Below are 23,666 nucleotides of genomic sequence, written 5' to 3'. Positions count from 1 at the left end.
ACAAAATAGGTTCAAGAAAATCGATCGGAGGATGGGAAGAGAAATGGTACCGACGATTACTAACGGATTAAATAGGCTCAGGTAAAAGCGGCCGGATTTTTAACTTTGGTGTTTTTGACGGTGATGTTTTCTAACATCCTTTAAATACAGGCGAAATAAACCCTTTTCTATGTCTGGCCTATTGTAAAAGTGGCGAAAAACAAGTTTTCTATACTTTTTCTTTTATTAAGTAGCGAGCAAATCGCTTTGTTTTTTTGTTCATCTTGAATGTATTTGTTAGGTTGTTTGAACAATTTATCTGGTGTTTTTGGGTTAAGGTAAACAATGACTAGCAAGCTTTTACATTTTATGATGTGGCTATAACATAGTGAGGAATAATTATTAAGTTAAAAATAGGAAAGCAGGTGTTTCAGATTAGCATTTCAATGGATCACGTTAATAAAATGGATCAATCAGAATTTGTTGAGGTTGTAGGAGCTGTGTTTGAACATTCTCCTTGGGTTGCAGAAAGGTCCTGGAAAAACCACCCTTTTGATCATCTCGAGCAAATGTACAATGTAATGATAAAGGAAATGCATGCAGCTCCTTCATCTTTGAAACGATCACTTTTAAGAGCTCATCCAGATCTAGGGACAAGGCTAGAGGTTTCTGAATCATCTAGAGACGAACAAAAAAATGCTGGATTGAGTCAATTAACAGAAGAAGAGTTTGAAGAGTTCTCTATGATGAACAAAGAGTACACGAATAAATTTGGATTCCCTTTTATTATGGCTGTAAAAGGCCAAGATAAGCTTACAATTAAAAACAATATGAAAGAGAGAATTCATAATAGTTATGAAGAGGAGTTTGAAACAGCCCTTATACAAGTAAGCAAGATTGCTAAATTTAGGTTAGACGATCTTATTGAGATAAAAACGGGGAAGCTCACAACCCATGTCTTAGATATTAGTGTAGGAAAACCTGCCAAGCAAGTTCGTATTGAACTCTTCAAATTAATTGAAGATCATCAACTTGTGAAAATAAGAGAAGCTAGGACAAATTCGGATGGAAGAGTTTCTGAGCCACTCTTAAATGAGAATGAACTCGAAAAAGGAACCTATCAACTACAATTTCATGTTGGCGATTACTACCGTTCAAACAAGCTAGAGCAAGAAACATATTTTTTAGAAATAGTGCCGATTCAATTTGTTGTTTCAAATGAAGAGGAGCACTACCATGTTCCGTTGCTACTAGCACCAGGGGGATACAGTACATATAGAGGTAGCTAATCATTGAATAAAAAATATGTTTGAGAGGAGTTCATAAATATGATTTTGAAAAAACATTTAATATTCATTCTGATGGGAGCGTTCTTGCTTTTAGTTCTTGCAGCTTGTGGAGGACAAGAATCAGGCGGGGAAAGCTCAGATGGAGAAAACGCTGAATCAGCTAAGCTAGTACTAAACTGGTTTCCGAAAAGTCAACATGGTGGTGTCTTTGCTGCACAAGAACAAGGTATGTTTGCTTTGCATAACCTAGATGTTGAAATTGAAGCAGGGGGGCCGCAAGTTTCCTCTATTCAAATCGTAGCTTCAGGAAATGCACAATTTGGTTTAGCTCATGCAGACCAAATTGTGATTGCAAGAAATGAAGGGATTGAATTAGTTACATTAGCAACAGCTATGCAAAATAGTCCAGCCGCATTAATGTTTCATGAAGGTGAAAAAATAACAGATTTTGAAGATATGAATGGGCGAACAGCTTACATTCAACCAGGAATTCCATATTGGGATTTCTTAACGAATAAGTATGATTTAAGTGGAGTAACAGAAATGGGGTACACTGGACAACACGTCAATTTCATTGAGGATCCCGAGGCTGTTAGTCAAGCATTCGTCACGTCAGAACCATTTTTCTTAGATAAGGAAGGGGTTAAGACTGAAACCATACTAGTTTCTGAATCTGGTTTTGATCCATATAATGTCGTGTTATTTGCTACAAAGGAATTTGTTGAAAATAACGAAGAGACGGTGGGGAACTTTGTAACAGCGTTTGTAGAAGGTTGGAATTATTATAAGGAGTCTCCATATGAAATTAACGAAGTCATCCATGAAGCCAATCCAGACCTTGCTCTTGAAGACTTAGAATTTGAAACAGATTCTCAAAAGGATTTTGTCTATGGCGGTGATGCAGTAGAACATGGTTTCGGTTATATGTCAGAGGAGCGCTGGCAATTGCTTATTGATCAGTTATATGAATTAGGGTTGTTAGAGGATCAGTTCGATGCAAATGAGATTTTTACAACTGAATTTTTACCATCTCATTAAAGTGGAGAAAGAAGGGGTTGTCCCAATGGTCCAATACAGACCTTTGGGGCAGCCTCTTTTTAAAAGGCTGTTTTCGTAAAGAATGTTGTTATGAAATGGTTTTCCTGTTTCTTTCACCTAACCCATAAAAACAACGAAGTATGCCAAACAAGCCTTTTGAAAAGGCAAGGTCGTTGCTATTCTGTTCTGAAAAAGAATAGAACAGGATAAAAAATAAAGAGAGAAGATCTTACAATCAAAAAAGTACATAAATCAATTCTCCCTATGACTAGAGTAGAAAACTCCTTAAATGATTAGTTGAATCGAACAATAAAAGACTTCGTTTTTAGACATTATGAACAATGACTAACTCCTTGCTATTCTCTACAATAAAACCAATTAGAAGCTTGGAATTTACAAGGAGGGATTGATTCTAGATGATTATAACAACTCAAATAAATCAACAACGTTTATGGAGGACCATTCATGAACTTGGTAAGATCGGTGCTGGTTCAAATGACGCTGAAGGTGTGACAAGACTGGCTCTTAGCTTAGAAGATTTAGAGGCAAGACAATATATAATTGAACTAATGGAAGAGTCTGGATTAGATGTTCGAGTCGATGTGGTTGGAAATATTATTGGCAAGCTAGAAGGAAAGGACAAGTTTGCACCCGTTGTGATGACTGGCTCCCATGTTGATACGGTTTATCAAGGGGGATTGTTTGATGGAGCTCTAGGGGTACTAGGAGCGATCGAAGCTGTTCGTTCCATAAAAGAATCAGGAATTGAACTTAGCCATTCGATTGAGGTTGTCTCTTTTACAGATGAAGAAGGGACTCGGTTTGGAACAGGTTATATTGGCAGTAAGGCAATGACCGGTTATTTAGACCAAGCTACCCTTCAATTAAAAGATGCAAATGGAATCACATATCAAGAGGCATTCAAGCAAGCTGGTTTTGATTCAAAACAGTATAAACAAGCAATTCGGAAACCCGAAGAATTAAAAGCTTATTTAGAAATGCATATTGAACAAGGAAAAGTTCTCGAAGAACACGAATTAGCTGTTGGGGTCGTTACAAATATTCAAGGACCGGTTTGGTTAGAGGTTACCTTAAATGGTTATCCAGACCATGCTGGGGCTACACCGATGAATATGAGAAAAGACGCCTCGCTCGCCATGGCTGAAGTAATGCTTGAAGTGGAACGGATCTCAACCACTTATCAAGGAGTCGGTACAGTAGGGAAAATCCATGTTGAACCAGGTGGAGTGAATGTTATTCCTGGAAGAGCTGTATTTTCTATTGATTTAAGGCATGGTGACAAAGAATTACGTACGAAAATGATGGAAGAAGTCACAACCGCGGTTAAAAAAATAGGTGAACAAAGAGAAATCGGAGCAGAAATCGATATGAAAAAAGCAGTCGATCCAGCTATTTGTTCCGAATCGATTGTTCATATTCTTGAAGAGTCATGTGACGAGTTGGATATTCCGACGATGAAACTACCGTGTGGAGCAGGACATGATTCCTTAATGATGACGAAAGTGACAGAGATGGGGATGATTTTTGTTCGTTCAAAAGATGGAATTAGTCATAATCCAAAAGAATGGACAGATCAAGAAGACTGTGTCATTGGTACCCAAGTTTTGTTACAGGCATTAGTAAAATTAGCAAAATAGTTGAACATAATGGGGGAAGAGACTATGCAACTATCTAATAGATTACAAGTACCAGCAAGAACAATTATGACACCTGGACCAGTGGAGGTTGACCCAAGAGTATTGCAAGCTATGTCTTCATCGATTTTAGGGCAATTCGATCCTAGTTTCACATCTTTGATGAATGAAACAATGAACCAACTGCGGAAAGTGTTGCAAACTGAAAATCACTGGGCTTTTCCGGTAGATGGGACTTCAAGAGCAGGGATTGAAGCGATGCTTTGCAGTGTTCTCGAAGTTGGAGATAAAGTTCTTATTCCTTCTTTTGGACGATTTGGTGGATTATTAACGGAGATTGCCGAGCGTTGCGGAGCCGAGATTCATTCGATCCACTGTGAATGGGGAAGTGTGTTTGACCCTGCAGAGGTAATTTCTGAGATTAAAAACGTTCGTCCGAAAGTGGTAGCAATGGTTCATGGTGACACATCGACAGGAAGAATGCAGCCTTTAGAGGAAATAGGCCATGCTTGTCGTGAGCTAGATGTTTTACTCATTGTAGATGCGGTGGCTACAGTGGCAGGAACGGAAGTGAAAACGGATGAGTGGAAAATTGATGGACTCATTACCGGTACACAGAAATGCTTATCTGTTCCTGCGGGAATGGCTCCGTTAACATACAATGATCGAATTGAAGCAATCTTATTAGAAAGAAAATCAATTGAAAAAGGATTAGTAACAGACCAACAAGCTTCCAACAACCATAGAAAAATTCGTAGTAACTATTTAGATCTTAGTCAATTGCAAGATTACTGGAGTCCTGCAAGGCTAAATCATCATACAGAAGCCACTACGATGTTATATGGACTTTATGAAGGGTTACGCTTAATTCTTGAAGAAGGGTTAGACCAACGTTTCAAACGACATCGCCTTAATGAAAGAGCGTTGGTTCGTGGAATTGAAGCGATGGGACTCTCTCTCTTTGGGGACCCTCATCATAAATTACCAACTGTGACGTGTGTTAACATTCCTGAAGGGGTTGATGGCGATTCAGTCAGGTCGATGCTGTTAGAGGAATTTGGAATTGAGATTGCAAGTTCGTTTGGTCCATTACACGGAAAGATTTGGAGGATCGGGACGATGGGTTACAGTTGCCAGCAGCGCAATGTTCTACTAACGCTTGCTTCACTAGAAGCCGTACTGTTGCGTCATAAGGTGAAACTAAATGTTGGAGAAGGAGTACAAGCAGCATTAGATGTTTACCAAAGCAAGGAACGAATTGAGAGTGTGTAATAAAAGGAGAGGGTATTGTGATGGATCGTTTTAATGCGTTTGTTGATGAGAAAGTCATGGTAAAACCAGTGAAAACAGGGAACCTCTCAGGGCGTACCTTTGCTGTAAAGGATGTATTTGATATTGAAGGAGTAACAGCAAGTGCGGGAAATCCCGATTGGTTGCGTACACATTCAAAGGCGAAAAAAAACGCTTCATCTATAGATCTGTTGTTACAAAAAGGCGCTACGTTAAAAGGGACGACGATTACCGATGAGTTGATGTATAGCTTAAATGGAGAGAATTATCACTACGGGACACCGGTGAATCCGAAAGTACCAGGCCATATTCCTGGTGGTTCATCAAGTGGATCGGCTGTTGCGGCCTCATCAGGAGTCGTAGATTTTGCATTGGGGACAGATACGGGTGGATCGGTGCGTATTCCGGCAGCCTATTGTGGCATTTACGGTTTCCGTCCTACTCATGGGCTCGTGTCTATTGATGGTGTTATCCCACTGGCTGAAAGTTTTGATACCGTTGGATGGATGACAGCCGATCCACAATTGTTAGTGGAAGTAGGAGATGTTTTAATTAATGAAAATACACCTTCTTTAGTAGAAAAACCTTTTAACTCCATCATGTTTGGGACCGACGCTTGGGAGTTGGCCGATGAGAAAAGCATGGAAATTTTAGTGAAATATAAAGAACAACTTGAGAAATCACAAAAATCTACTTGGGTGACGATTGCAAAAGAAGGTTTGCCAAGATGGGCAAGTTGTTTTAGAACACTTCAAGGGCTAGAAATTTGGAAGAACCATGGTGAGTGGATTAAAGAAATAAAACCGAGTTTTGGCCCTGATATAGCAGCAAGGTTTGAATGGGCTAGTACATTAAGTGAAGAAGAGAAGCCTGAACAACTAAAATTAAAAGAAAGCATCCGGATAAAGATGGTTGAATTGTTAGGAGAAGATCGCTTGCTCATGATCCCGACGACACCTGGTGAAGCACCACGTTGTAATTTGTCAGGGAGTGAGATTGAGAAGCGACGCTCACAAACGATGCAACTTTCTTGTATTGCTGGTCTTAATGGCCTTCCACAAGTAACCATTCCAATTGAAGGAAACAATGAGGCACCACTTGCTCTCTCAGTTATTGCTGGGCCGAATCAGGATAAGCGTTTATTGCAATGGGTGAATGAATATGCAAACCTGTTTAAAAAATAAGAATAAATAAAAGATAGATAGGTGATAGCATGAAGCTTGCAACAATAAGAAAAGCCGGAGAAGAAGTGGCTGGACTTGTAACAGATAAGGGGATTGTATTAGTAGAAGATATCAACGAACAAGAACAGCAAAACTGGGCAACGTCCATTTTGGGTCTTATTGAGTCAGAGGAAGTAGGTGAAGTGGAGGACTGGGTTATCAATGGCGGTACTAATCGAATAAATAGAGAGTTTTTTCTCTCTGAAAATGAAGTGGAGTATGCTCCTCTATACCGTACCCCTCATCAAATTTGGGGAATAGGGATGAATTATGTTGCTGTGAGATCTGAACTAGGTGGGGTGGACACGTCAGATCCTGTGTTCTTTATGAAGCCTGATACAAGTATTATTGGTCAAAATGATGCAATTGAAATCCCGAGTCAATCAAAGAAAACGACTGCCGAAGCAGAATTAGCTGTCATCATAGGCAAGAAATGTAAAAATGTAGGTGTAGATGAGGTCCAAGATGTCATTAGTGGCTATACAACAGCCATAGATGTAACAGCTGCTGATATCCACGCAGAAAATCCTCGGTTTATTCAAAGAGCGAAAAGTTTTGATACCTTCTTTGCTTTTGGCCCGGTGATGTTAACGAAGGATGAAATGAAAAACGTCGAATCGTTACAAGTGACAACCGTCCTAAACGGGGCTGTAGAACATGAAAATAAAGTAGAAAACATGATTTGCTCTCCTGATTATATTGTTTCCTTTTTGTCTAAAGTAACGACACTGTTGCCAGGTGATGTCATAATGACTGGTACACCAGGAGCTTGTGTGATTCGTAGGGGAGATGTCGTTGAATGCCAGATTTCAGGATTTGAATCATTGAGAAGCACGGTAGTAAAAGCTTAATAGGTAAGAGAGAAGGTTTTTAAGGTGAGGCCGCTGAGAAGGGAAAAATGACTTTTTCAATGCCCTCTTTTAAGAGAATCTTCTCTTTTTCTATGAAGAAAGTAAGAAAATAATTGAAAAAAGATTTAAATGTACGTTTTGAAAAAGGGAGAAGTGGGTATGGGATAGTAACGGTCATAGTGAAAAGTGGATATGGATTGAATTATCGCTACGGATATGCTACGATTTAGGTGATTACTGTCTAGCTGTCAGTAGTCACCTATTACTATTTCAACGTCGAAAACATAATCTATAAAATAATATATTTAATGGTAAATGAAAGAATATATACATAGGTATAGAAGTCTTAATCATGGCCTAACTTTTCACTAGTGTGAAGGTTAGGCCATTTTTGTATTTTTTTGGTAGTTTTGTTCGGATAAGGGGGATTTTAACAGATGATTAAAGAGAGTCATCAGCAGCAAGATTTAACGTATTTAAGTAGCTTTATTTGTAAGATCATGAAACGAAGATTGGGGAAAGGACCAGAGCAATGCAATATTGTTGTGAAGAATAACCTTGTAATTGTAAAGATCCACAATTTTATTACACCAGCTGAGGAAGTCCTCTGTCATAAACAAGAGCTAAGTCTTGCTTTGAAATTTCGATCTGTACTAGTGAAAGCGATTATTGAAGAGGTGAAAGCTGATATTACAAAGGTGACAAGGGTTGAAATTACAAAGTCACTTTTTGATTGGGACTATGAAAAAAATGTAGGAATAATGATGTTTGTTGGAAATGAATCGCTTCATACTAGCCCTTTTGCAAATACTATGTTGGAAGACTCCTTTATTGATAAAATTAAGATTATAAGTGATAGAATACATAAAAGACCATCTAGTGTAAAATGGGTTCTTTCTGACCCCGTTGTACAAGTCATTGAATGTAATGATGTTCTTATAAAAACGGAAAGTCTCCTGTTTGAAAATGGATATGAAGATTTGTTACTTGAGCGGGGCCAGGAAATAAGAAAAAATTATAATGACTACTGTGATGAATTTGAGTCCATTCTTGGTCAATCCATTCGTCAACTATTCGTAACGTGGGATTACGAAAGCAATAAAAATTATCTCATCTTTTTTGTGAAATGAAATGTACAATTTCAAAATAATGAAGTATACTTTCAATAAAATTAACTTAGAAAAGAAAATATTTCTTACTCAACTTTCGCACCAATAAATCCCTAATTAATGTAAGGTATATAAGAGCTTGTGACATTAAAGTTTTCTCCTTGACAATACGTTACCTATGAAAAACATCTCACCCTGACGTTTCATTGAGTGACGAGAACCACGCAAAAAAAGCTCGAATCCGGAGCTCGACCGATCGCTGCAGAAATGCTCGCTCCGCGTCCTGCGGGGAGGCGCCGAGCTAACTGGCTACGCCAGTGGATCTCGGCTCTGCCTCTAGTTCCCGCGGGAGTCTACGCGGCATTTCTTCCGCTGAAGATAGCGGTGCCACCAGTTTGTCCATTTTAAACACACACTTGAGGATCTCCTAAAACACACCACTAAACGAATACAAAGAGTGATCAAAAGTCAATTGCAGAAATGGGTTGTGGGTCTGACTAGCTAGATCAAGGGTTGCCTGCCTATTTCAGCTTGCGAAAGTTGAGTTTCTTATTATTAGGCTACACAATTTAAAGAAACATTAAATTAATACATAATGGTAGAAATGATTTAGATAAATCACTAAACATAAGCCAAAGCAGAAATGAAATACGTTGATTCTCTGTTTTGGTTTTTTTGTTTTTAGCCGATTTTGAATTTTTAGATAATAGGAGTATGAACATGAATAATATACATAACTTTTTAAAAACGGTTGATTATTCGAATTACGAATATCAGTATAGTGTACAGATCATGGAGAGACTGCAGGAGAAAAGACCAGAATTGAATAGAGTTGTTGAGGAGATAGACAGAATTATTATTGCAAATAGAAAGGTAGTAGGTGGACATGTTGACTACTCTTTAAATGAAATAATAACAGAAAAAAAGGCGAATTTGAATAGACTGAATAACGTACTAGATGGCGGAGGGGATGATCGATCTTCCATTATTGAGTGGGGTGCTGAAATCGTGAAATTGATTGGTGTTCAAAACACCTTCTTTACGAGACTACAATTACAAATGACACAAGAATCATTTTTACGTCATGTAACAGCAGAACATACGACTACGATCAAGTACTTAATCGACTTAGGAAGAAGCTTGTTAATAGAAATAATTCGTTAAGTTTAATTTGAAAAGGAACAGTAAATACTATTCTTAGTTTGAATAGGGTATTGGCTAGATAGGAAAGTGAAGATTTTTCAATGACATTAAAAGCAAGGGACGTATGCCATTAGATTAGTGTCCAATGTAGGTGCGTTGTGATATAATGAGCTTGGTTGATGTCTTAATGACATTGATTGCTGTTCCCTTTAAAGTGAGGGGTTTTATGACAGGTGTTTTAGATCAGGTCAATCATATTAGTAGTTATACGAGTAAATTATTAAGAAAGAAATTTGGGAGAGGGCCTGAATCTTGTTCTGGAACACTCTCAAAGAGATATTTATTATTACATATACGTGGCTTTATATCACCAATGGAAGAAGTTCTTCTTCAACAAGGCAAGTCAAATGATGTAGATAATGCCCGAGCGGTAGTTGTTGCAAATGTACTAGAGGAACTAAAAGGGGTTGTGCAGGTATCTCTGGACGTAGATGTTATCGAGTATTATCACGATTGGAATTTTCCTAATAATACAGGAGTAATTATACTTGTATTTGAGGAGGAACTGAACCATACTGAAAATTTTGTGAAAATTAACAACGTCCAAGAGTTTGAGAAGGAAATTGCGCGTATTAGTGCTCTCGTTCAAAAAGTCCCAGATGAAATGGAAACCATTCCTTTATCTGATAAAATTTTGTTAGTAAGAAGAGATGGGATTTTAATTCAGATTGAGAAGGCGTTAATAGCTAAAGGGTATAAAAATGAATTATTGATCACGAAAGATCAATTGGAAAAAGAGTATTTTCATCGCTATAGTAAGTTTACTGAGATCTTGTCACGGAATGTGCGTGATATTTTTATTGATTGGGATGTGCATGAAGACAAATCGTACATGGTCTTTATTTTACAATAGAACAACAAGGTAAATGTGGGAATTAAAAAGTCTCGCATGGCCTAACTTCAACCGTAAAAGGGAGAGTTAGGTCTTTTTTTGTTTCTAAAAAGGGGGAGCTATGGTTAAGAACTTTTTAAAATTACTTTTCGTCATTCTACCAGTTAGTATAGGTATTGTGTTACTCACTCATTATATTGAAAGTGTACTGTTGCAAGGAGGGGTGATCAGTCTTGTTCTTTTATTCTTTTATTTACAATTGAATAAGAAAAAAAGTGCCCATGGGAGAAAGGATGAACAACTAATCGTTGAGCATCTGCCATTTCCCATTGTTGTTGTAAGAAATGACCAAATTGATTATGTTAATAGGGCTGGGTTACAGATGTTTGGTACATCATTGGTTCAAATAAGGGGGAAAGGCATAGGAAGGTATGTAGCCTTTACTAATGAGGTGCAACATAAAAGTGATAGTGGACTTGGAATCGTTACAGATGAAAATGGAAAAACAATAGACGTAGAATTTTATAAAGAAACGCTGTCGAACGAAGAATTTGGCCATTATTTCTTATTGCTGAGAGACATAAGTGAGCAAAAAGAAAATCAATTAAAGCTACAGCATGTTGAACAGTTATCGCTACTCGGGGAGCTCGCTACAGGAATTGCTCACGAAATCCGAAATCCGATTACTAGTTTAAAAGGTTTTTTACAGTTGTTAGATAGTTCGGATACTCGTTCTAAATCCTATACAAAAATTATGTTATCTGAGATTGAACGAATAAATATGATCGTGAGTGAATTGCTCTTTTTAGGAAAGCCAAAGGAATTATCGATCAAAAACCAGAACCTCTTTGAGATCATTGAGATGGTCGTTACTTTATCGAAGACACAAGCGATCATTCATAATATTGAGATTGAACTTCAGATGGATTCTTCCCTGAAGCAACTTCATGTTCAATGTGATGAAAGTAAACTGAAACAAGTCTTTATTAATATTTTGCGAAATGCCATTGAAGCGATGAAGCGTGAAGGAATCATTGTAATTACTGTTTCTCAACAGCAAACATTCGTTGAGATTTCTTTTATGGACCATGGGAAAGGAATTCCAAAAGAGAAGTTAGCGAAAATTGGAAAAAGATTTTATACAACAAAGGAAAATGGAACAGGGCTTGGTTTGATGATCAGCAATCATATTATCGAAGAACATGGTGGGAAATTGCGAATTGATAGTGAAGAAGGAAAGGGAACGAATGTTCAAATTAGCTTGCCATTTAGTATATAATGTTACGTTTTGACTTTACGAAGCTTACCCCACTTGTATGTCTACAATTATTGGTATGTTTATATGTCAAATAATTCTAAATAATATTAGTGGAAGTAGAAAAAATAAGCTATAATTAAACGCAACTAAATAAAAAGTTTATGAAAAGAAACGGTTGGCTAGAGGGTATGAAAAAGGAGAAGAATGCTTTTTTTTGCCTCCTCATCAACGTTATTTCGGATATCGAAAAAACTTTTCAATAGGGGATGTTTTTGTGTCCAACGTATTTTCATTTTTAAAACCATATAAACTTCCAATTACGATAGCGTTGTTCTTAATGTTAGTTGAACTTTTTGTGGAGTTGCTCCACCCATTATTGCTGGCTAAAATCATTGATGATGGAATATTACAAGAGGACGTTGCTGTTATTATACGCTGGGGCGGCATGATGGTTGCTTTGTCTTTTCTTGCTTTTGCAGCCGGAGTCATTAACTCATTTTACGCAGCGCATGTTAGCCAAAGTACAGGGTTTGACTTGCGTTCGGGTCTTTATAGTAAAGTCCAACAATTTACTTTTTCCCAGTTGCAAAAGTTTGAAACCTCATCATTAATTACAAGATTGACTAATGATGTAACTCAAATTCAAAATACCATTTTTATGAGTTTACGAATTATGATGCGAGCTCCCTTGCTCATCATTGGTGGGACCATTATGGCTTTTTTCATCAATGTTAAGTTAGCCCTCATTTTAGCTGTGGCCATTCCTGTGATTGTGATCTTTTTAATTTGGATGATGAAAAAGGGGGGAGCCTTATTTAAGCTTGTTCAAGCGAAATTAGACGGTGTGAATCATGTGATGCGTGAAAATTTAACGGCTATGCGGTTAGTGAAGGTTTTTGTGCGTCATGACTATGAGAATAATCGATTCAAAAAGAGCAATGAAGCATTGATGGAAAAAACAATGTCGGCACTAAGACTGATGGAAATTGCGATGCCTGTATTGTTGTTTCTTATGAATGTGGGTATTATGGCTATTTTATGGTTTGGAACCTTTGAGGTTCATTCAGGTGGAGTGCAAGTGGGGGAAGTTGTTGCGATCGTCAACTATGCAACTCGTATTACCTCTGCGTTAACGGTATTTTCAATGATTATTATTGTCTTCTCACGAGCACGTGCATCGGCTGAACGGATATCCGAAGTGTTAGAACATGGAGTGGAACAACGTGGAAACGACAGTGACCTTTTGACAAAACACATAGATGGTTCCATTGAATTTGAACATGTTGATTTTAGGTATCCTACTAAACGGAATAAAGCAATAGAGGATCTCTCTTTTAAAGCACATGCAGGAGAGATGGTAGCGGTGCTTGGAGCAACCGGTTCGGGAAAAACGACCTTATTTCAACTTATTCCAAAGCTATACGAGCCAAGCGAAGGTCGAGTTTTAATAGATGATTTAGATGCAAACAAAATAGATTCTGAACACTTGCGTCGTCAAATTGGCTATGTCCCTCAAGATGTATTCCTATTCTCTGGTACGATCCGAGAAAACATTCAATGGGGCAATGAAGAGGCAACTTTAGATGAAATAATAGAAGCGTGTAAACATGCTCAAATTCATGAAGTGATTGAGAGTCTCAAAGACCAATATGAGACGAAGATTGGACAAAAAGGTGTGAATTTATCTGGTGGACAGAAGCAGAGACTGTCTATTGCCAGAGCGTTGGTAAGAAGACCGAGAATATTGCTTTTAGATGATTGCACAAGTGCTTTAGATGTAAAGACGGAAGCTAGCTTTCTGCAAGCACTAAAAAACTATTCATGTACGACATTTATGATTACGCAAAAAGTGAGCTCTGCGATGAAAGCAGATCAAATCATCTTATTACAAGAAGGTAAATTAGTAGTTAAAGGAAATCATGAAGAACTACTCGAAGATTGTGAGCTTTACAGGCTAATACTTCAATCTCAGTTGAGAGAGGAGGAGTTAAATGTCTAATCAGTTGACGAGACCTTTTCGTTATAAAAAAATTCCATTAACTGATTCCGGTGAGAAAACATACTTAAAAACGAAAACAAAGCCAAGAAATTGGAAAAGTACCATCAAACGTATTTGGTCTTACCTTGCTGTTCATAACAAATACATCGTTCTTGTTATATTAATGATTGTCCTTAGTTCTGGATTAAGTTTATTAGGACCATTTCTTGTGGGAATGGCTATTGATGAGTTTTTAGTCAGCCATGATGTTACTGGGTTGGGGAAACTATTATTTTTCTTATTCTTTATCTATGTTTTTTATTCAATCAGTATCTGGTTGCAAAACTTTTGGATGATAGGGGTGGCTCAAAAGACCGTTTATGCGATGAGGTCGCAATTATTCAAGCGACTTCATAAGCTGCCAATTTCCTATTTGGATAAGCGTCAACACGGTGAACTAATGAGTAGGCTGACTAATGATATGGAAAATGTCAGCACCACGCTAAATAGTTCTGTTATTCAAATTTTCTCAAGTATTCTGACCTTTATTGGGATTATTGTGGTGATGATTTGGCTAAGTCCGATATTAACTCTCATCACATTAGCGGTTATCCCGCTCATGATCTTTGGAATGAAATGGATTACGAGAAGAACTAGCCTGTTTTTCAAAGAGCAGCAAAAGCACTTAGGAGAAGTGAATGGCTATATTGAAGAAACCATTTCTGGTCAGAGAATTGTAAAAGCTTTTTCTAAGGAAGAACATGTAGTAGCTGCGTTCAGAGGGAAAAGTGAACGATTGAGGGGAGCTGGATTTTGGGCGCAAACATATTCTGGTTTTATCCCAAAATTAATGAATGTATTAAATAATATGAGCTTTGCCCTTATTGCTGGAATAGGTGGGATTCTCGCTTTTAACAACGTCATCACAATTGGGGTCATTGTTATTTTTGCTGAATACTCGAGACAATTTACGCGGCCACTAAATGATCTTGCTAATCAATTTAATACATTATTGTCTGCTGTTGCAGGTGCAGAGCGAGTGTTTGAAGTGATTGATGAAGAGGAAGAAAGAGACAAAGGCCGGGCTTTGGAACTGTCCGAAATCAAAGGGACTGTTTCGTTTGAAAATGTGTCTTTTTCATATGAGGATGATCAGAACACGATTTCGAACGTTAGCTTTAAGGTGAACGAAGGAGAAACCGTTGCTTTAGTTGGGCCAACTGGAGCAGGGAAAACAACCATCATTAATTTACTTTCCAAGTTTTATGAACCGGTAAGTGGAGTTATTACGATTGATGGCCATGATATTACTGATGTGAAAATTGAAAGTTTACGTCAACATCTTGGCTTTGTGCTTCAAGATACACACTTGTTTCAGGGATCGATTCGAGAAAATATTCGTTATGGAAGACTTGATGCAAGTGATGAGGAAGTAGAGGATGCGGCGAAGCAGGCAAATGCTCATTCATTTATTGCCACCTTATCAGATGGATATGAAACGGTATTAGATCAAGATGGCAGCGGGATTAGTCAAGGCCAAAAACAACTGTTGTCGATTGCGAGAGTGATGCTAGCAAATCCATCTATGTTAATTTTAGATGAAGCAACAAGTAGCATCGATACCATTACGGAAATTAATATACAGGAAGCGCTGAAAAGGCTTATGAAAGGACGAACGAGTTTTGTCATTGCCCATCGCCTAAATACGATTAAAGAAGCAGATCAGATTATCGTGTTAAAAGAAGGGCAACTATTTGAAAAGGGATCCCATGATAACCTACTTGCAAAAAGAGGTTATTATTATGATATGTGTAGTCGTTCGTAAAGGAACCTCTTTGTTGCGTAGTTAGAAATAAGGTCTTTAGGGTTTAATGAGAGGGCAGTGAGGTCAAAGTTGACTTCGCTGCTCTTTATTTGGTTCATTGTATGGACCCCTAATCAAAGGAATGGGAACACTTCTCACTTTGCTAGATAAGGTCAGCTTGAGTCAGAGTATTTTTGTGAAATAAGTTAACAAAATCAACTTTTGATACTCTATTACCTTATCTAACAGAAAGTAGAAAGGAATCTTGTTAAAGAAAGCTTTTTTATTTTTGTTTGTGTGATTATCTCACATAATTTTCAAAAAACTGCAAAGGGGATCGGAATTTGTTGTCGAATTATATATAGCAAACTTCAAAGGCAGGTGCTCCTATTGATAAAAAATTATGATGTTTCAACCACTTTTTTTGATGAAATGTTTACCACAAAAGAGTCTCCCCACACTCATTATCAACCCCTATATGAAAATATTTCAAAACTTGACAAAAAGGTTGTGGAGTCACGTTATCAATTAGCACAACAAAATTTCCTCAGGCAGGGGATTACGTTTACTGTCTACAACAATACAGAAGGAACGGAGAGAACGATGCCTTTTGATCCACTGCCACGTATCATTTCAAAGGAAGAATGGGCGTTTGTGGAAAAGGGGTTACAGCAACGTGTATTAGCACTTAATGCCTTTTTAGAAGACATATATACGGAACAAAATATATTAAATGAAGGTGTCATTCCGAGGGATTTAGTTGTTACTTCTCCTCATTTTTATCATCAAGTTTATGGAATCAAGGTTCCAGCGAAAAATCATATCTTTCTAGCTGGAATCGATCTCATTCGTGATCATGAAGGCAACTATTTAGTTTTAGAAGACAATATTCGTAATCCTTCAGGTCTTTCTTACGTTTTTCAAAATAGATTTGTTATGAGAAAATTATTTCCTGATCTATTTAATAATTACTCAATAGAATCATTGGAGAATCAATTGCATGAAATGCATGCGGCATTGAAATACATTACACCAAATAAGAAAGAGAACCCGACGATAGTATTATTAACACCGGGGGTCTACAATTCAGCTTATTATGACCATAGTTTTCTTGCAAAGGAAATGGGCATTGAATTGGTGGAAGCGCGAGATTTAGTTGTTAATAATCAAGTGGTCTATATGAAGACAACAAAAGGGTTAAAGAAAGTTGATGTCATATATAGACGTATTGATGATGATTTCCTAGATCCACTTGTATTTCGAGAAGATTCGTTGATTGGCGTTCCTGGGTTAATTGATGCTTATAGAGCAGGGAATGTGTCCATTGCAAATGGGGTAGGCAATGGAGTGGCCGATGATAAGGCAACTTACGCCTATGTTCCTGATATGATTCGCTTTTATTTAAATGAAGATCCAATCTTAAAAAATGTTGAGACCTATCAGTTGTCAAAGCAGGAAGATTATGAGTATGCTCTGAATAATCTAGATCAATTGGTTTTTAAAGAAAGGAACTCATCTGGTGGCTATAATATGTTGATTGGGCCTCAAGCAACGGAAGATGAAAAAAGGCTTTATCGTCAGAAAATTAAGGAAAATCCAAGCGCATTTATTGCTCAGCCTACCATCTCCCTTTCTCAATCACCCACTTTCACGGATGAAGGGATACAGGGGCGACATGTTGATTTGCGAGCCTTCGTTGTATTAAATGAAATCCCTCATGTCGTACCTGGAGGGTTAACGCGTGTGGCATTACAAAAAGGGTCACTAGTAGTTAATTCTTCACAAGGCGGTGGCGGGAAAGATACATGGATACTAGACTAAGTCACAGAAAAGAGGAGAAATCATGTTAAGTCGTGTCGCTGATTCACTTTATTGGTTATCGTTAAATATGGAGCGTGCTGATAATATAACTAAATTACTTTCGGTTCGGTTAGTAAGTATTTTAGAAAATAATAATCAAAAAATAGATCGTGATGATAACTGGGAAGAACTTGTGAAGATCTCAGGTGATATTCAACAATTTTATGATCAATATGCTGATTGCAATCGATCTTCTGTCATTGAATATCTTGCTTTTTCTAAGGAAAATCCTAATTCCATTAGCTCTTGTGTGGCAATTGCTCGAGAGAATGCAAAGGGAATTCGAGAAATTATCCCGATGGAGCTTTGGGAAGTGATTAACGAGCTGTACTTAAAAATAATAACATTTTCAGCAAAAGACGTAACCATTGAACAATTAAATGATTTTTTTCAAATGTTATTGGAGAAATCATTTCAATATCAAGGGATTATTACTGGGTTAATGCCACGTGGAGATTCCTATTCTTTTATCATGTTTGGGAAACATTTAGAGCGATTACGTAAGCTTTCTAGAACGCTTGATGTATACTATCATAAAAAAATATCGGTGCGAGATAATAAAGAAAATGTAAATTATCACTACTGGAGCGCGGTTTTAAGTGCAGTCGGCGGATATGAATCTTATTTGCAAAAGTATCAAGCGTTAATTGAACCATTAAAGGTTGTTAATTACTTAATATTTGATAAAACGTTACCGCGATCAGCAAATTTCAATGTCCATCGTTTGCAGTATGCATTTGGCAAGTTACAAGCTGAGGGGGTAACAAGCTACTCGGAAGCCCTATATAATAAGTTGAATGAATTGATGAGTGAGGTTAGTTATGACTCACTTGATCAAGTGTCAATCTCACTTCATGACTATTTTCAAAGACTTCAACAATTATGTGATGATGTAGGTAAAGCGATTATGGATACTTACTACTTAGGAGAGATTAAATCATTATGAAATACGAAGTGCTTCAAAGCACTCATTACCAATATAGCATGCCAATAAGGCAAAGTATTAATCAGAGTATTTTTAAACCGATAACGAATGAAAATCAGCAAGTCCTTTCATACGAACAAACAATTAGTCCAGAGGCATTTTGTTCAGAACACCGCGATTATTGGAAGAATGATGTTGCTACATTTTACATATGGGCTCCACATCATGAACTACTTGTTAAAACAAGGTCAATTGTTGAGTTAACCCATCCAAGCGTGGATGTGAGTATGACAAATGAAATGAAAGATATAATGGGAAGCGAAAAGTTTAAACAAACGTTTGCTGAATATTTGATGAAGACGCCCTATACTTCATTATCATATGAGCAACTTTCTTTAATTGGTGAAGTACTAGAAAGCAAAAAAGTGGATCTTAACGCTTTTATGGATCGGTTAAATTCGTATATTTATGAAAATTTTCAATACCTACCTGGGTCAACTGACGTAAAAACAACGGCGGCTGAATCATTTGAAAAACGAACTGGGGTATGTCAGGATTTTACTCATGTGATGTTAGCTGTCTGTCGTCATTACGGAATTCCTGCCCGTTATGTAAGTGGGTATATTTATTCTGGTGAAGATGTGGCTATGCGTGGTGACTCGGTTACACATGCTTGGGTTGAAGTGTATTTTCCTACCTATGGTTGGATTGGATTTGATCCTACAAATAACATTATGGCCCAAAATCAGCACATTTGCGTAGCTACTGGTCGGGACTATGCAGATATCTCACCGCTGAAAGGTGTTCATTACGGCAGTGCAGAGCAAGATTTGAATGTGTCGATATCGGTCAAATCGATGATGTAAGGGCAAACTCTGTCTAGGGGTTTTCCACAAAGGTAGAACATGACCTTTGTGGAAAACCCCTTTGTTGTTTGAATGGAATTAGAGATTTGATATATTTTACTTTTTGTATATTGAATTTGATATTTAATTTCCTTTTGTGCGAAAAAGTTCTTAAAATAATTAACAAAAGATATTATAATGGAAAAGCAGGAGAGGAAGGGTGGTATTTTATGAGCAAGCGTGATCAAGCTTATCGAGCAACAACCATGGGGCCAAATGGAATGATTACAACCCCTCACTACTTAGCGTCACAAGCGGGAATGAATGTCCTGCAAAATGGAGGAAACGCGATTGAAGCAGCAATTGCGGCTGCTTCAACGATTTCTGTTGTTTATCCGCATATGAATAGCATTGGCGGAGATAACTTCTGGTTGATTTACAATGCGAAAACAAAGAAAGTGGAAGCTCTAAATAGCAGTGGTCGTTCAGGAGAACATTGCTCAATCTCTTTTTATAAAGAAAAGGGATACAACAAAATTCCTACTCGTGGCTATTTATCTGCCAATACAGTACCAGGTGCTGTTGCTGGTTGGGATGAAGCTTATCGCTATGCAAAAAATAACCTCAATTGTACATACTCTTGGAAAGATTTACTACAAGCTGCAATTCGTTATGCGAAAAATGGATTTGCGGTTACACCTAGTCAAGAGCACTGGACGAACGTGAACATAAACGAAGAAGATCGTGAATTTCGATACTTACATCGATTTGATGAGTTTAAGAAGACATTCCTCAAATCGAATGGTTCTTTATATAAAAAGGGAGATCTGATGAAGCAACCGGACTTGGCGAACACATTAGAAACAATTGCTTCTTGTGGGAGCAAAGCATTTTACGAAGGGGAGATTGCAGAAAACATCGTTTGTGATCTTCAAGAAAATGGTGGTTTGTTGACTCTTAATGATTTTAAAAATCACCGTTCAAGTTGGGTGGATCCAATTAGTGTTAATTATCGAGGGTATACTGCATATAATTTGCCTCCTAATACACAAGGGATGGCATCGTTATCGATTTTAAATATTTTAAATAACTTTGACTTCCAGACAATTGAAGAAGGTTCAAAAGAATATTATCATTTGCTGATTGAAGCTACGAAACTAGCATTTAAAGATCGTGACCAGTGGTTAACAGATCCAGACTTTGTTGATATCCCGTTAGAAGATTTGTTATCTAAGTCACATGGCATGGAGCTTGCGCAGCAAATAAATCGTAGCTTTTCAAATGAAATGGCAAAGCAATTAGACCCGAAAGGAGATACAGTTTGGTTTGGGGTTGTTGACCAAGAAGGAAATGCTGTTTCATTTATTCAAAGCATTTATCATGATTTTGGTTCTGGAATTATTCCAAAACAAACAGGGATCCTCCTTCAAAACAGAGGAAGTTTTTTCTCGTTGGATGAACACGATGTGAATCGTTTAGAGCCTAACAAGAGAACATTCCATACGTTAAACCCAGCTATGCTTCTAAAAGACAACGATCCATACCTCGTTTATGGAACGATGGGAGGCGAAGGGCAACCACAAACTCAAGCTGCATTAGTGACTAAAATTGTTGATTATCAATTTGATGTTCAAGCGGCTATTGAAGCACCAAGATGGTTATATGGTCGAACATGGGGGGAGAGTTCGAATAGTTTGAAAGTCGAATCGAGAGTGCCAAAGGAAACGATTCAAGCTCTTGAAAATCTGGGGCATGATATAGAAGTAGTGGGAGAATTTACTGATGTTATGGGGCATGCAGGTGCCATTCTGATCGATGATCACAACGTAAAACGTGGTGGAGCAGACCCGCGAGGAGACGGAGCGGCGCTAGGTTATTAACATTTATGAAAGGCATTTTAGATAGATCATTTTGTTTTAAGGTGGGAGTCATTTGAAAACTCATATTAATCTTTTTATCGCATTTTTTAGATCGGGTATTTTAGGATTTGGTGGTGGTCCCTCTGCTATTCCGCTTGTCCATAAAGAAGTGGTAACAACGTTTAAGTGGATGAACGATGACGAATTTAGTGATGTTTTAGCACTAGGGAATACATTACCAGGTCCAATTAACACAAAAATGGCTGGATATATTGGATATCGAGTTGCTGGGGTATTAGGAATGATTAATGCTGTGCTCTCATCCATTGTGCCATCGATTTTGATGATGATCGTATTATTAACGACATTGACAGCATTCAAAGACCAGCCTTGGGTTAGTGGCATGACAAGAGGGGTTATACCGGTTGTTGTTGTAATGATGGCGGTTCTTACGTGGGACTTTTTTAAAAAGTCCAACCAAGGTCTCGGTTGGAAAATCAGTGTTACTCTTTTATTGGTTAGTTTTTTACTTATTGAACTCGTACATGTTCATCCAGGGATCGTAATTGCCATCTTACTTGCTTATGCTTTGTTCAAGCCTAACAAACAGAAGGAAGAAGAGAAGCAAAAGCAGAGGGGGGCGAATTAAATGATCTATTGGGAACTGTTTCTGGCGTTTTTTATTCCAGGCATATTGGGGTATGGTGGAGGTCCTGCATCTATTCCGTTAGTTGAGTATGAAGTTGTAGCGAAATATCAGTGGATGACCGTTGAAGAGTTTAGTGAAGTGCTTGCATTAGGTAACGCATTGCCTGGACCGATTGCGACAAAAATGGCTGGATATATTGGATATGAGGTTGGAGGTGTATTTGGAGCGATTGTCGGCGTCTTCGCAACGGTTGCGCCATCGTTAATTTTAATGATTGCTCTTTTAGGACTTTTGTACAAATTTAAAGAGTCTCCAAAAGTAAAGCGAATGACTTCACTTGTACGGCCAACTATTGCCATTTTATTAGGAGTATTAACATATCGTTTCTTAGAAAGCTCATATATAGGAGCAGGAATCTGGCATACGCTCTTTTTAATCGTAGCAGCGTTTTTATTATTAGAGAAATGGAAGGTTCATCCTGCATTTGTCATCGTGGGTGGACTAGGATATGGAGCGATCTTTTTAAGCTTTTAGTTGCAGAGGGCATTGGAAAAGGTGAAAAACGGCCTTTTTCAATGGCCTCTGTTGATTTTTATAAGATATAGGAGGGTTTTTTCTTGTTGTCTTGAATGAATATATAGAAGAAACATTAGAAAAGGTGATAAGCAAATGAGTAAAACGGTAAAATGGGGCATTTTAGGTACGGCAGGTATAGCAAGGAAGGCAATCATTCCAGCTATAGAACGAGCTGGAAATGCAGAAGTTGTTGCTGTTGCTAGTAGTAGCGACCGTAAAAAAGCAGAGGAATTTGGAGAATTGTTTGACATTCCTAAACGGTACGGTAGCTATAATGAATTATTGGAAGATGATGACATTGAAGCAGTCTATATTCCTTTACCGAACAACCTTCATGTTACATGGGTGACAAAAGCAGCTCAAAAAGGGAAGCATATCCTCTGTGAAAAACCAGCGGCAATAACTGTTGAAGAGACCATTCATATGGTTGAAGTTTGCAAGCAAAACAATGTTTTGTTTATGGAAGCATTTATGTATCAATTCCATCCCCAGCACCAGCGTGTGAAGGAGTTGATTGGAAATGGGGAAATTGGTGATGTGAATTTCATACGATCAACATTTTCGTATTCTATGGATGTTGTCAATGAAGCACAGAACATTCGATTGAATCCGGAACTAGGTGGGGGAAGTCTTTACGACGTTGGCTGTTATTGTATACATGCGAGTCGTTTTATTTTAGGAAAAGAACCAAAGCGAGTGTTTGTCTCTGGTGACATTCCAGAGAATATAGGTGTAGATCTTACAGCTGCAGGATTAATGACTTTTGAGGACGGGGTTACCGCTAGCTTTTCTTGTAGCTTCCAGCAACCGTTTGAGAATCAATATACAGTTATCGGTACAAAGGGAAGAATTGAATTGCCAGCAGCTTTCAGGCCAGATATTCATGAAGGAAATGGTCAAATATTGATTACGGACCAGGACGGAAAAACACGTGAAGAATCAATTAAGGGTGATCAGTATGCTTTGCAAATAGAGCACTTCTCAGATTGTGTATTAGAAGGGAAAAACCCAATTTATAGCGCTTTGGAGACGATCGCAAACATGAAAGTACTTGAGGCTTGTCAAAAGTCCTTACAGCAAAATATTTTAATGAATGTGTAATAATGAATCAATCTTCCACCCTTAACGGCTGACGTTAAGGGTTCTTTTAGGTAGGCTGTTTTCTCATAATTTGTTGTTTTTAATGGCCTTCCTCTCTACCTCACTATGAAAAAATATTCCTTCTGCAACAACCTTTACGAAGCGGCCTTTAAGTATGTTTAGAAAATGGTCAATGCTCACCTCTAACTTCTAATTCGTTGGCAGAACTTGATAGAGGAACAATGAAAATATGTAATAAAACCTTCCGCATTTGACATGAAGATGGAAGAGATATGGTAGGATACGATTAATTAAATAATTTCCAATTTTAATAAGTAACAACTTGTATAATGCAACAAATGG

The 23,666-nt window shown here is 37.7% G+C and carries 19 protein-coding genes; all 19 read left to right on the top strand.

What is annotated here, in order from left to right; translation table 11 throughout:
- Window positions 1-404: 404 nt before the first annotated feature.
- The 19 genes from uraD (at window position 405) to LQ50_RS03560 (ending at window position 23,324) form a co-directional block, all read left to right on the top strand.
- The gene (gene uraD / locus LQ50_RS26580) at window positions 405-1,268 is read left to right on the top strand and encodes a 2-oxo-4-hydroxy-4-carboxy-5-ureidoimidazoline decarboxylase (RefSeq protein WP_052144567.1); all 864 of its coding nucleotides are present in this window, start codon (window positions 405-407) and stop codon (window positions 1,266-1,268) included.
- A gap of 39 nt (window positions 1,269-1,307) precedes the next feature.
- On the top strand, window positions 1,308-2,306 hold the full coding sequence (locus tag LQ50_RS03645; RefSeq protein WP_034626281.1) for an ABC transporter substrate-binding protein: 999 nt from the start codon (window positions 1,308-1,310) through the stop codon (window positions 2,304-2,306).
- 416 nt (window positions 2,307-2,722) lie between these two features.
- Window positions 2,723-3,964 carry a Zn-dependent hydrolase gene (locus tag LQ50_RS03640; RefSeq protein ID WP_034626280.1) on the top strand — a complete coding sequence of 414 codons (1,242 nt, stop codon included), beginning with the start codon at window positions 2,723-2,725 and terminating at the stop codon, window positions 3,962-3,964.
- Window positions 3,965-3,988: 24 nt separating this feature from the next.
- Window positions 3,989-5,233, top strand: coding sequence for a pyridoxal-phosphate-dependent aminotransferase family protein (locus tag LQ50_RS03635; RefSeq protein ID WP_034626279.1), 1,245 nt, complete (start codon window positions 3,989-3,991; stop codon window positions 5,231-5,233).
- 20 nt (window positions 5,234-5,253) lie between these two features.
- Window positions 5,254-6,435, top strand: coding sequence for an amidase (locus tag LQ50_RS03630; RefSeq protein ID WP_034626277.1), 1,182 nt, complete (start codon window positions 5,254-5,256; stop codon window positions 6,433-6,435).
- 29 nt (window positions 6,436-6,464) lie between these two features.
- Window positions 6,465-7,325: a fumarylacetoacetate hydrolase family protein gene (locus tag LQ50_RS03625; RefSeq protein ID WP_034626276.1), complete on the top strand. Its 861-nt coding sequence runs from the start codon at window positions 6,465-6,467 to the stop codon at window positions 7,323-7,325.
- A 437-nt stretch (window positions 7,326-7,762) separates the two neighbouring features.
- Window positions 7,763-8,455 (top strand): Na-translocating system protein MpsC family protein, encoded by a 693-nt coding sequence (locus LQ50_RS03620; RefSeq protein ID WP_034626274.1) that lies wholly within the window; start codon window positions 7,763-7,765, stop codon window positions 8,453-8,455.
- A gap of 699 nt (window positions 8,456-9,154) precedes the next feature.
- Window positions 9,155-9,598, top strand: a complete 444-nt coding sequence (locus LQ50_RS03615; protein ID WP_034626273.1) for a hypothetical protein — start codon at window positions 9,155-9,157, stop codon at window positions 9,596-9,598.
- A 145-nt stretch (window positions 9,599-9,743) separates the two neighbouring features.
- A complete protein-coding gene (locus tag LQ50_RS03610; protein ID WP_237563637.1) occupies window positions 9,744-10,490 on the top strand; it encodes a Na-translocating system protein MpsC family protein in 747 nt (248 codons plus the stop codon).
- A gap of 100 nt (window positions 10,491-10,590) precedes the next feature.
- Window positions 10,591-11,748: an ATP-binding protein gene (locus LQ50_RS03605; protein WP_052144566.1), complete on the top strand. Its 1,158-nt coding sequence runs from the start codon at window positions 10,591-10,593 to the stop codon at window positions 11,746-11,748.
- Between the two features lie 253 nt (window positions 11,749-12,001).
- Window positions 12,002-13,726: an ABC transporter ATP-binding protein gene (locus tag LQ50_RS03600; RefSeq protein ID WP_034626271.1), complete on the top strand. Its 1,725-nt coding sequence runs from the start codon at window positions 12,002-12,004 to the stop codon at window positions 13,724-13,726.
- Window positions 13,719-15,530, top strand: coding sequence for an ABC transporter ATP-binding protein (locus tag LQ50_RS03595; RefSeq protein WP_034626270.1), 1,812 nt, complete (start codon window positions 13,719-13,721; stop codon window positions 15,528-15,530). The genes LQ50_RS03600 and LQ50_RS03595 overlap by 8 nt, the downstream gene beginning before the upstream one ends.
- 369 nt (window positions 15,531-15,899) lie before the next feature.
- The gene (locus LQ50_RS03590; RefSeq protein ID WP_034626269.1) at window positions 15,900-17,330 is read left to right on the top strand and encodes a circularly permuted type 2 ATP-grasp protein; all 1,431 of its coding nucleotides are present in this window, start codon (window positions 15,900-15,902) and stop codon (window positions 17,328-17,330) included.
- Window positions 17,331-17,352: 22 nt separating this feature from the next.
- Window positions 17,353-18,315, top strand: coding sequence for an alpha-E domain-containing protein (locus LQ50_RS03585; protein WP_034626267.1), 963 nt, complete (start codon window positions 17,353-17,355; stop codon window positions 18,313-18,315).
- Entirely contained in the window at window positions 18,312-19,160 is an 849-nt protein-coding gene (locus tag LQ50_RS03580; protein WP_034626266.1) for a transglutaminase family protein, read from the top strand. The genes LQ50_RS03585 and LQ50_RS03580 overlap by 4 nt, the downstream gene beginning before the upstream one ends.
- 209 nt (window positions 19,161-19,369) lie before the next feature.
- The gene (gene ggt / locus LQ50_RS03575) at window positions 19,370-21,019 is read left to right on the top strand and encodes a gamma-glutamyltransferase (protein WP_034626265.1); all 1,650 of its coding nucleotides are present in this window, start codon (window positions 19,370-19,372) and stop codon (window positions 21,017-21,019) included.
- A 52-nt stretch (window positions 21,020-21,071) separates the two neighbouring features.
- Entirely contained in the window at window positions 21,072-21,647 is a 576-nt protein-coding gene (locus LQ50_RS03570; RefSeq protein ID WP_034626263.1) for a chromate transporter, read from the top strand.
- Window positions 21,648-22,181: a chromate transporter gene (locus tag LQ50_RS03565; protein ID WP_034626262.1), complete on the top strand. Its 534-nt coding sequence runs from the start codon at window positions 21,648-21,650 to the stop codon at window positions 22,179-22,181. It abuts the gene before it with no gap.
- A 135-nt stretch (window positions 22,182-22,316) separates the two neighbouring features.
- Window positions 22,317-23,324, top strand: coding sequence for a Gfo/Idh/MocA family protein (locus LQ50_RS03560; RefSeq protein WP_034626260.1), 1,008 nt, complete (start codon window positions 22,317-22,319; stop codon window positions 23,322-23,324).
- Window positions 23,325-23,666 lie beyond the last annotated feature (342 nt).

The organism is Halalkalibacter okhensis, from assembly GCF_000787375.1.
Lineage (GTDB): Bacteria > Bacillota > Bacilli > Bacillales > Bacillaceae_D > Halalkalibacter > Halalkalibacter okhensis.
This window is presented reverse-complemented; position numbering and strand designations above follow the sequence as displayed.

Bases quoted from the DNA above. Each gene is read 5' to 3' on its own strand.
- LQ50_RS03645 (WP_034626281.1), top strand. From the start codon at position 1,308: ATGATTTTGAAAAAACATTTAATATTCATTCTGATGGGAGCGTTCTTG.
- LQ50_RS03640 (WP_034626280.1), top strand. From the start codon at position 2,723: ATGATTATAACAACTCAAATAAATCAACAACGTTTATGGAGGACCATT.
- LQ50_RS03635 (WP_034626279.1), top strand. From the start codon at position 3,989: ATGCAACTATCTAATAGATTACAAGTACCAGCAAGAACAATTATGACA.
- LQ50_RS03630 (WP_034626277.1), top strand. From the start codon at position 5,254: ATGGATCGTTTTAATGCGTTTGTTGATGAGAAAGTCATGGTAAAACCA.
- LQ50_RS03625 (WP_034626276.1), top strand. From the start codon at position 6,465: ATGAAGCTTGCAACAATAAGAAAAGCCGGAGAAGAAGTGGCTGGACTT.
- LQ50_RS03620 (WP_034626274.1), top strand. From the start codon at position 7,763: ATGATTAAAGAGAGTCATCAGCAGCAAGATTTAACGTATTTAAGTAGC.
- LQ50_RS03615 (WP_034626273.1), top strand. From the start codon at position 9,155: ATGAATAATATACATAACTTTTTAAAAACGGTTGATTATTCGAATTAC.
- LQ50_RS03610 (WP_237563637.1), top strand. From the start codon at position 9,744: ATGAGCTTGGTTGATGTCTTAATGACATTGATTGCTGTTCCCTTTAAA.
- LQ50_RS03605 (WP_052144566.1), top strand. From the start codon at position 10,591: ATGGTTAAGAACTTTTTAAAATTACTTTTCGTCATTCTACCAGTTAGT.
- LQ50_RS03595 (WP_034626270.1), top strand. From the start codon at position 13,719: ATGTCTAATCAGTTGACGAGACCTTTTCGTTATAAAAAAATTCCATTA.
- LQ50_RS03585 (WP_034626267.1), top strand. From the start codon at position 17,353: ATGTTAAGTCGTGTCGCTGATTCACTTTATTGGTTATCGTTAAATATG.
- LQ50_RS03580 (WP_034626266.1), top strand. From the start codon at position 18,312: ATGAAATACGAAGTGCTTCAAAGCACTCATTACCAATATAGCATGCCA.
- ggt (WP_034626265.1), top strand. From the start codon at position 19,370: ATGAGCAAGCGTGATCAAGCTTATCGAGCAACAACCATGGGGCCAAAT.
- LQ50_RS03565 (WP_034626262.1), top strand. From the start codon at position 21,648: ATGATCTATTGGGAACTGTTTCTGGCGTTTTTTATTCCAGGCATATTG.
- LQ50_RS03560 (WP_034626260.1), top strand. From the start codon at position 22,317: ATGAGTAAAACGGTAAAATGGGGCATTTTAGGTACGGCAGGTATAGCA.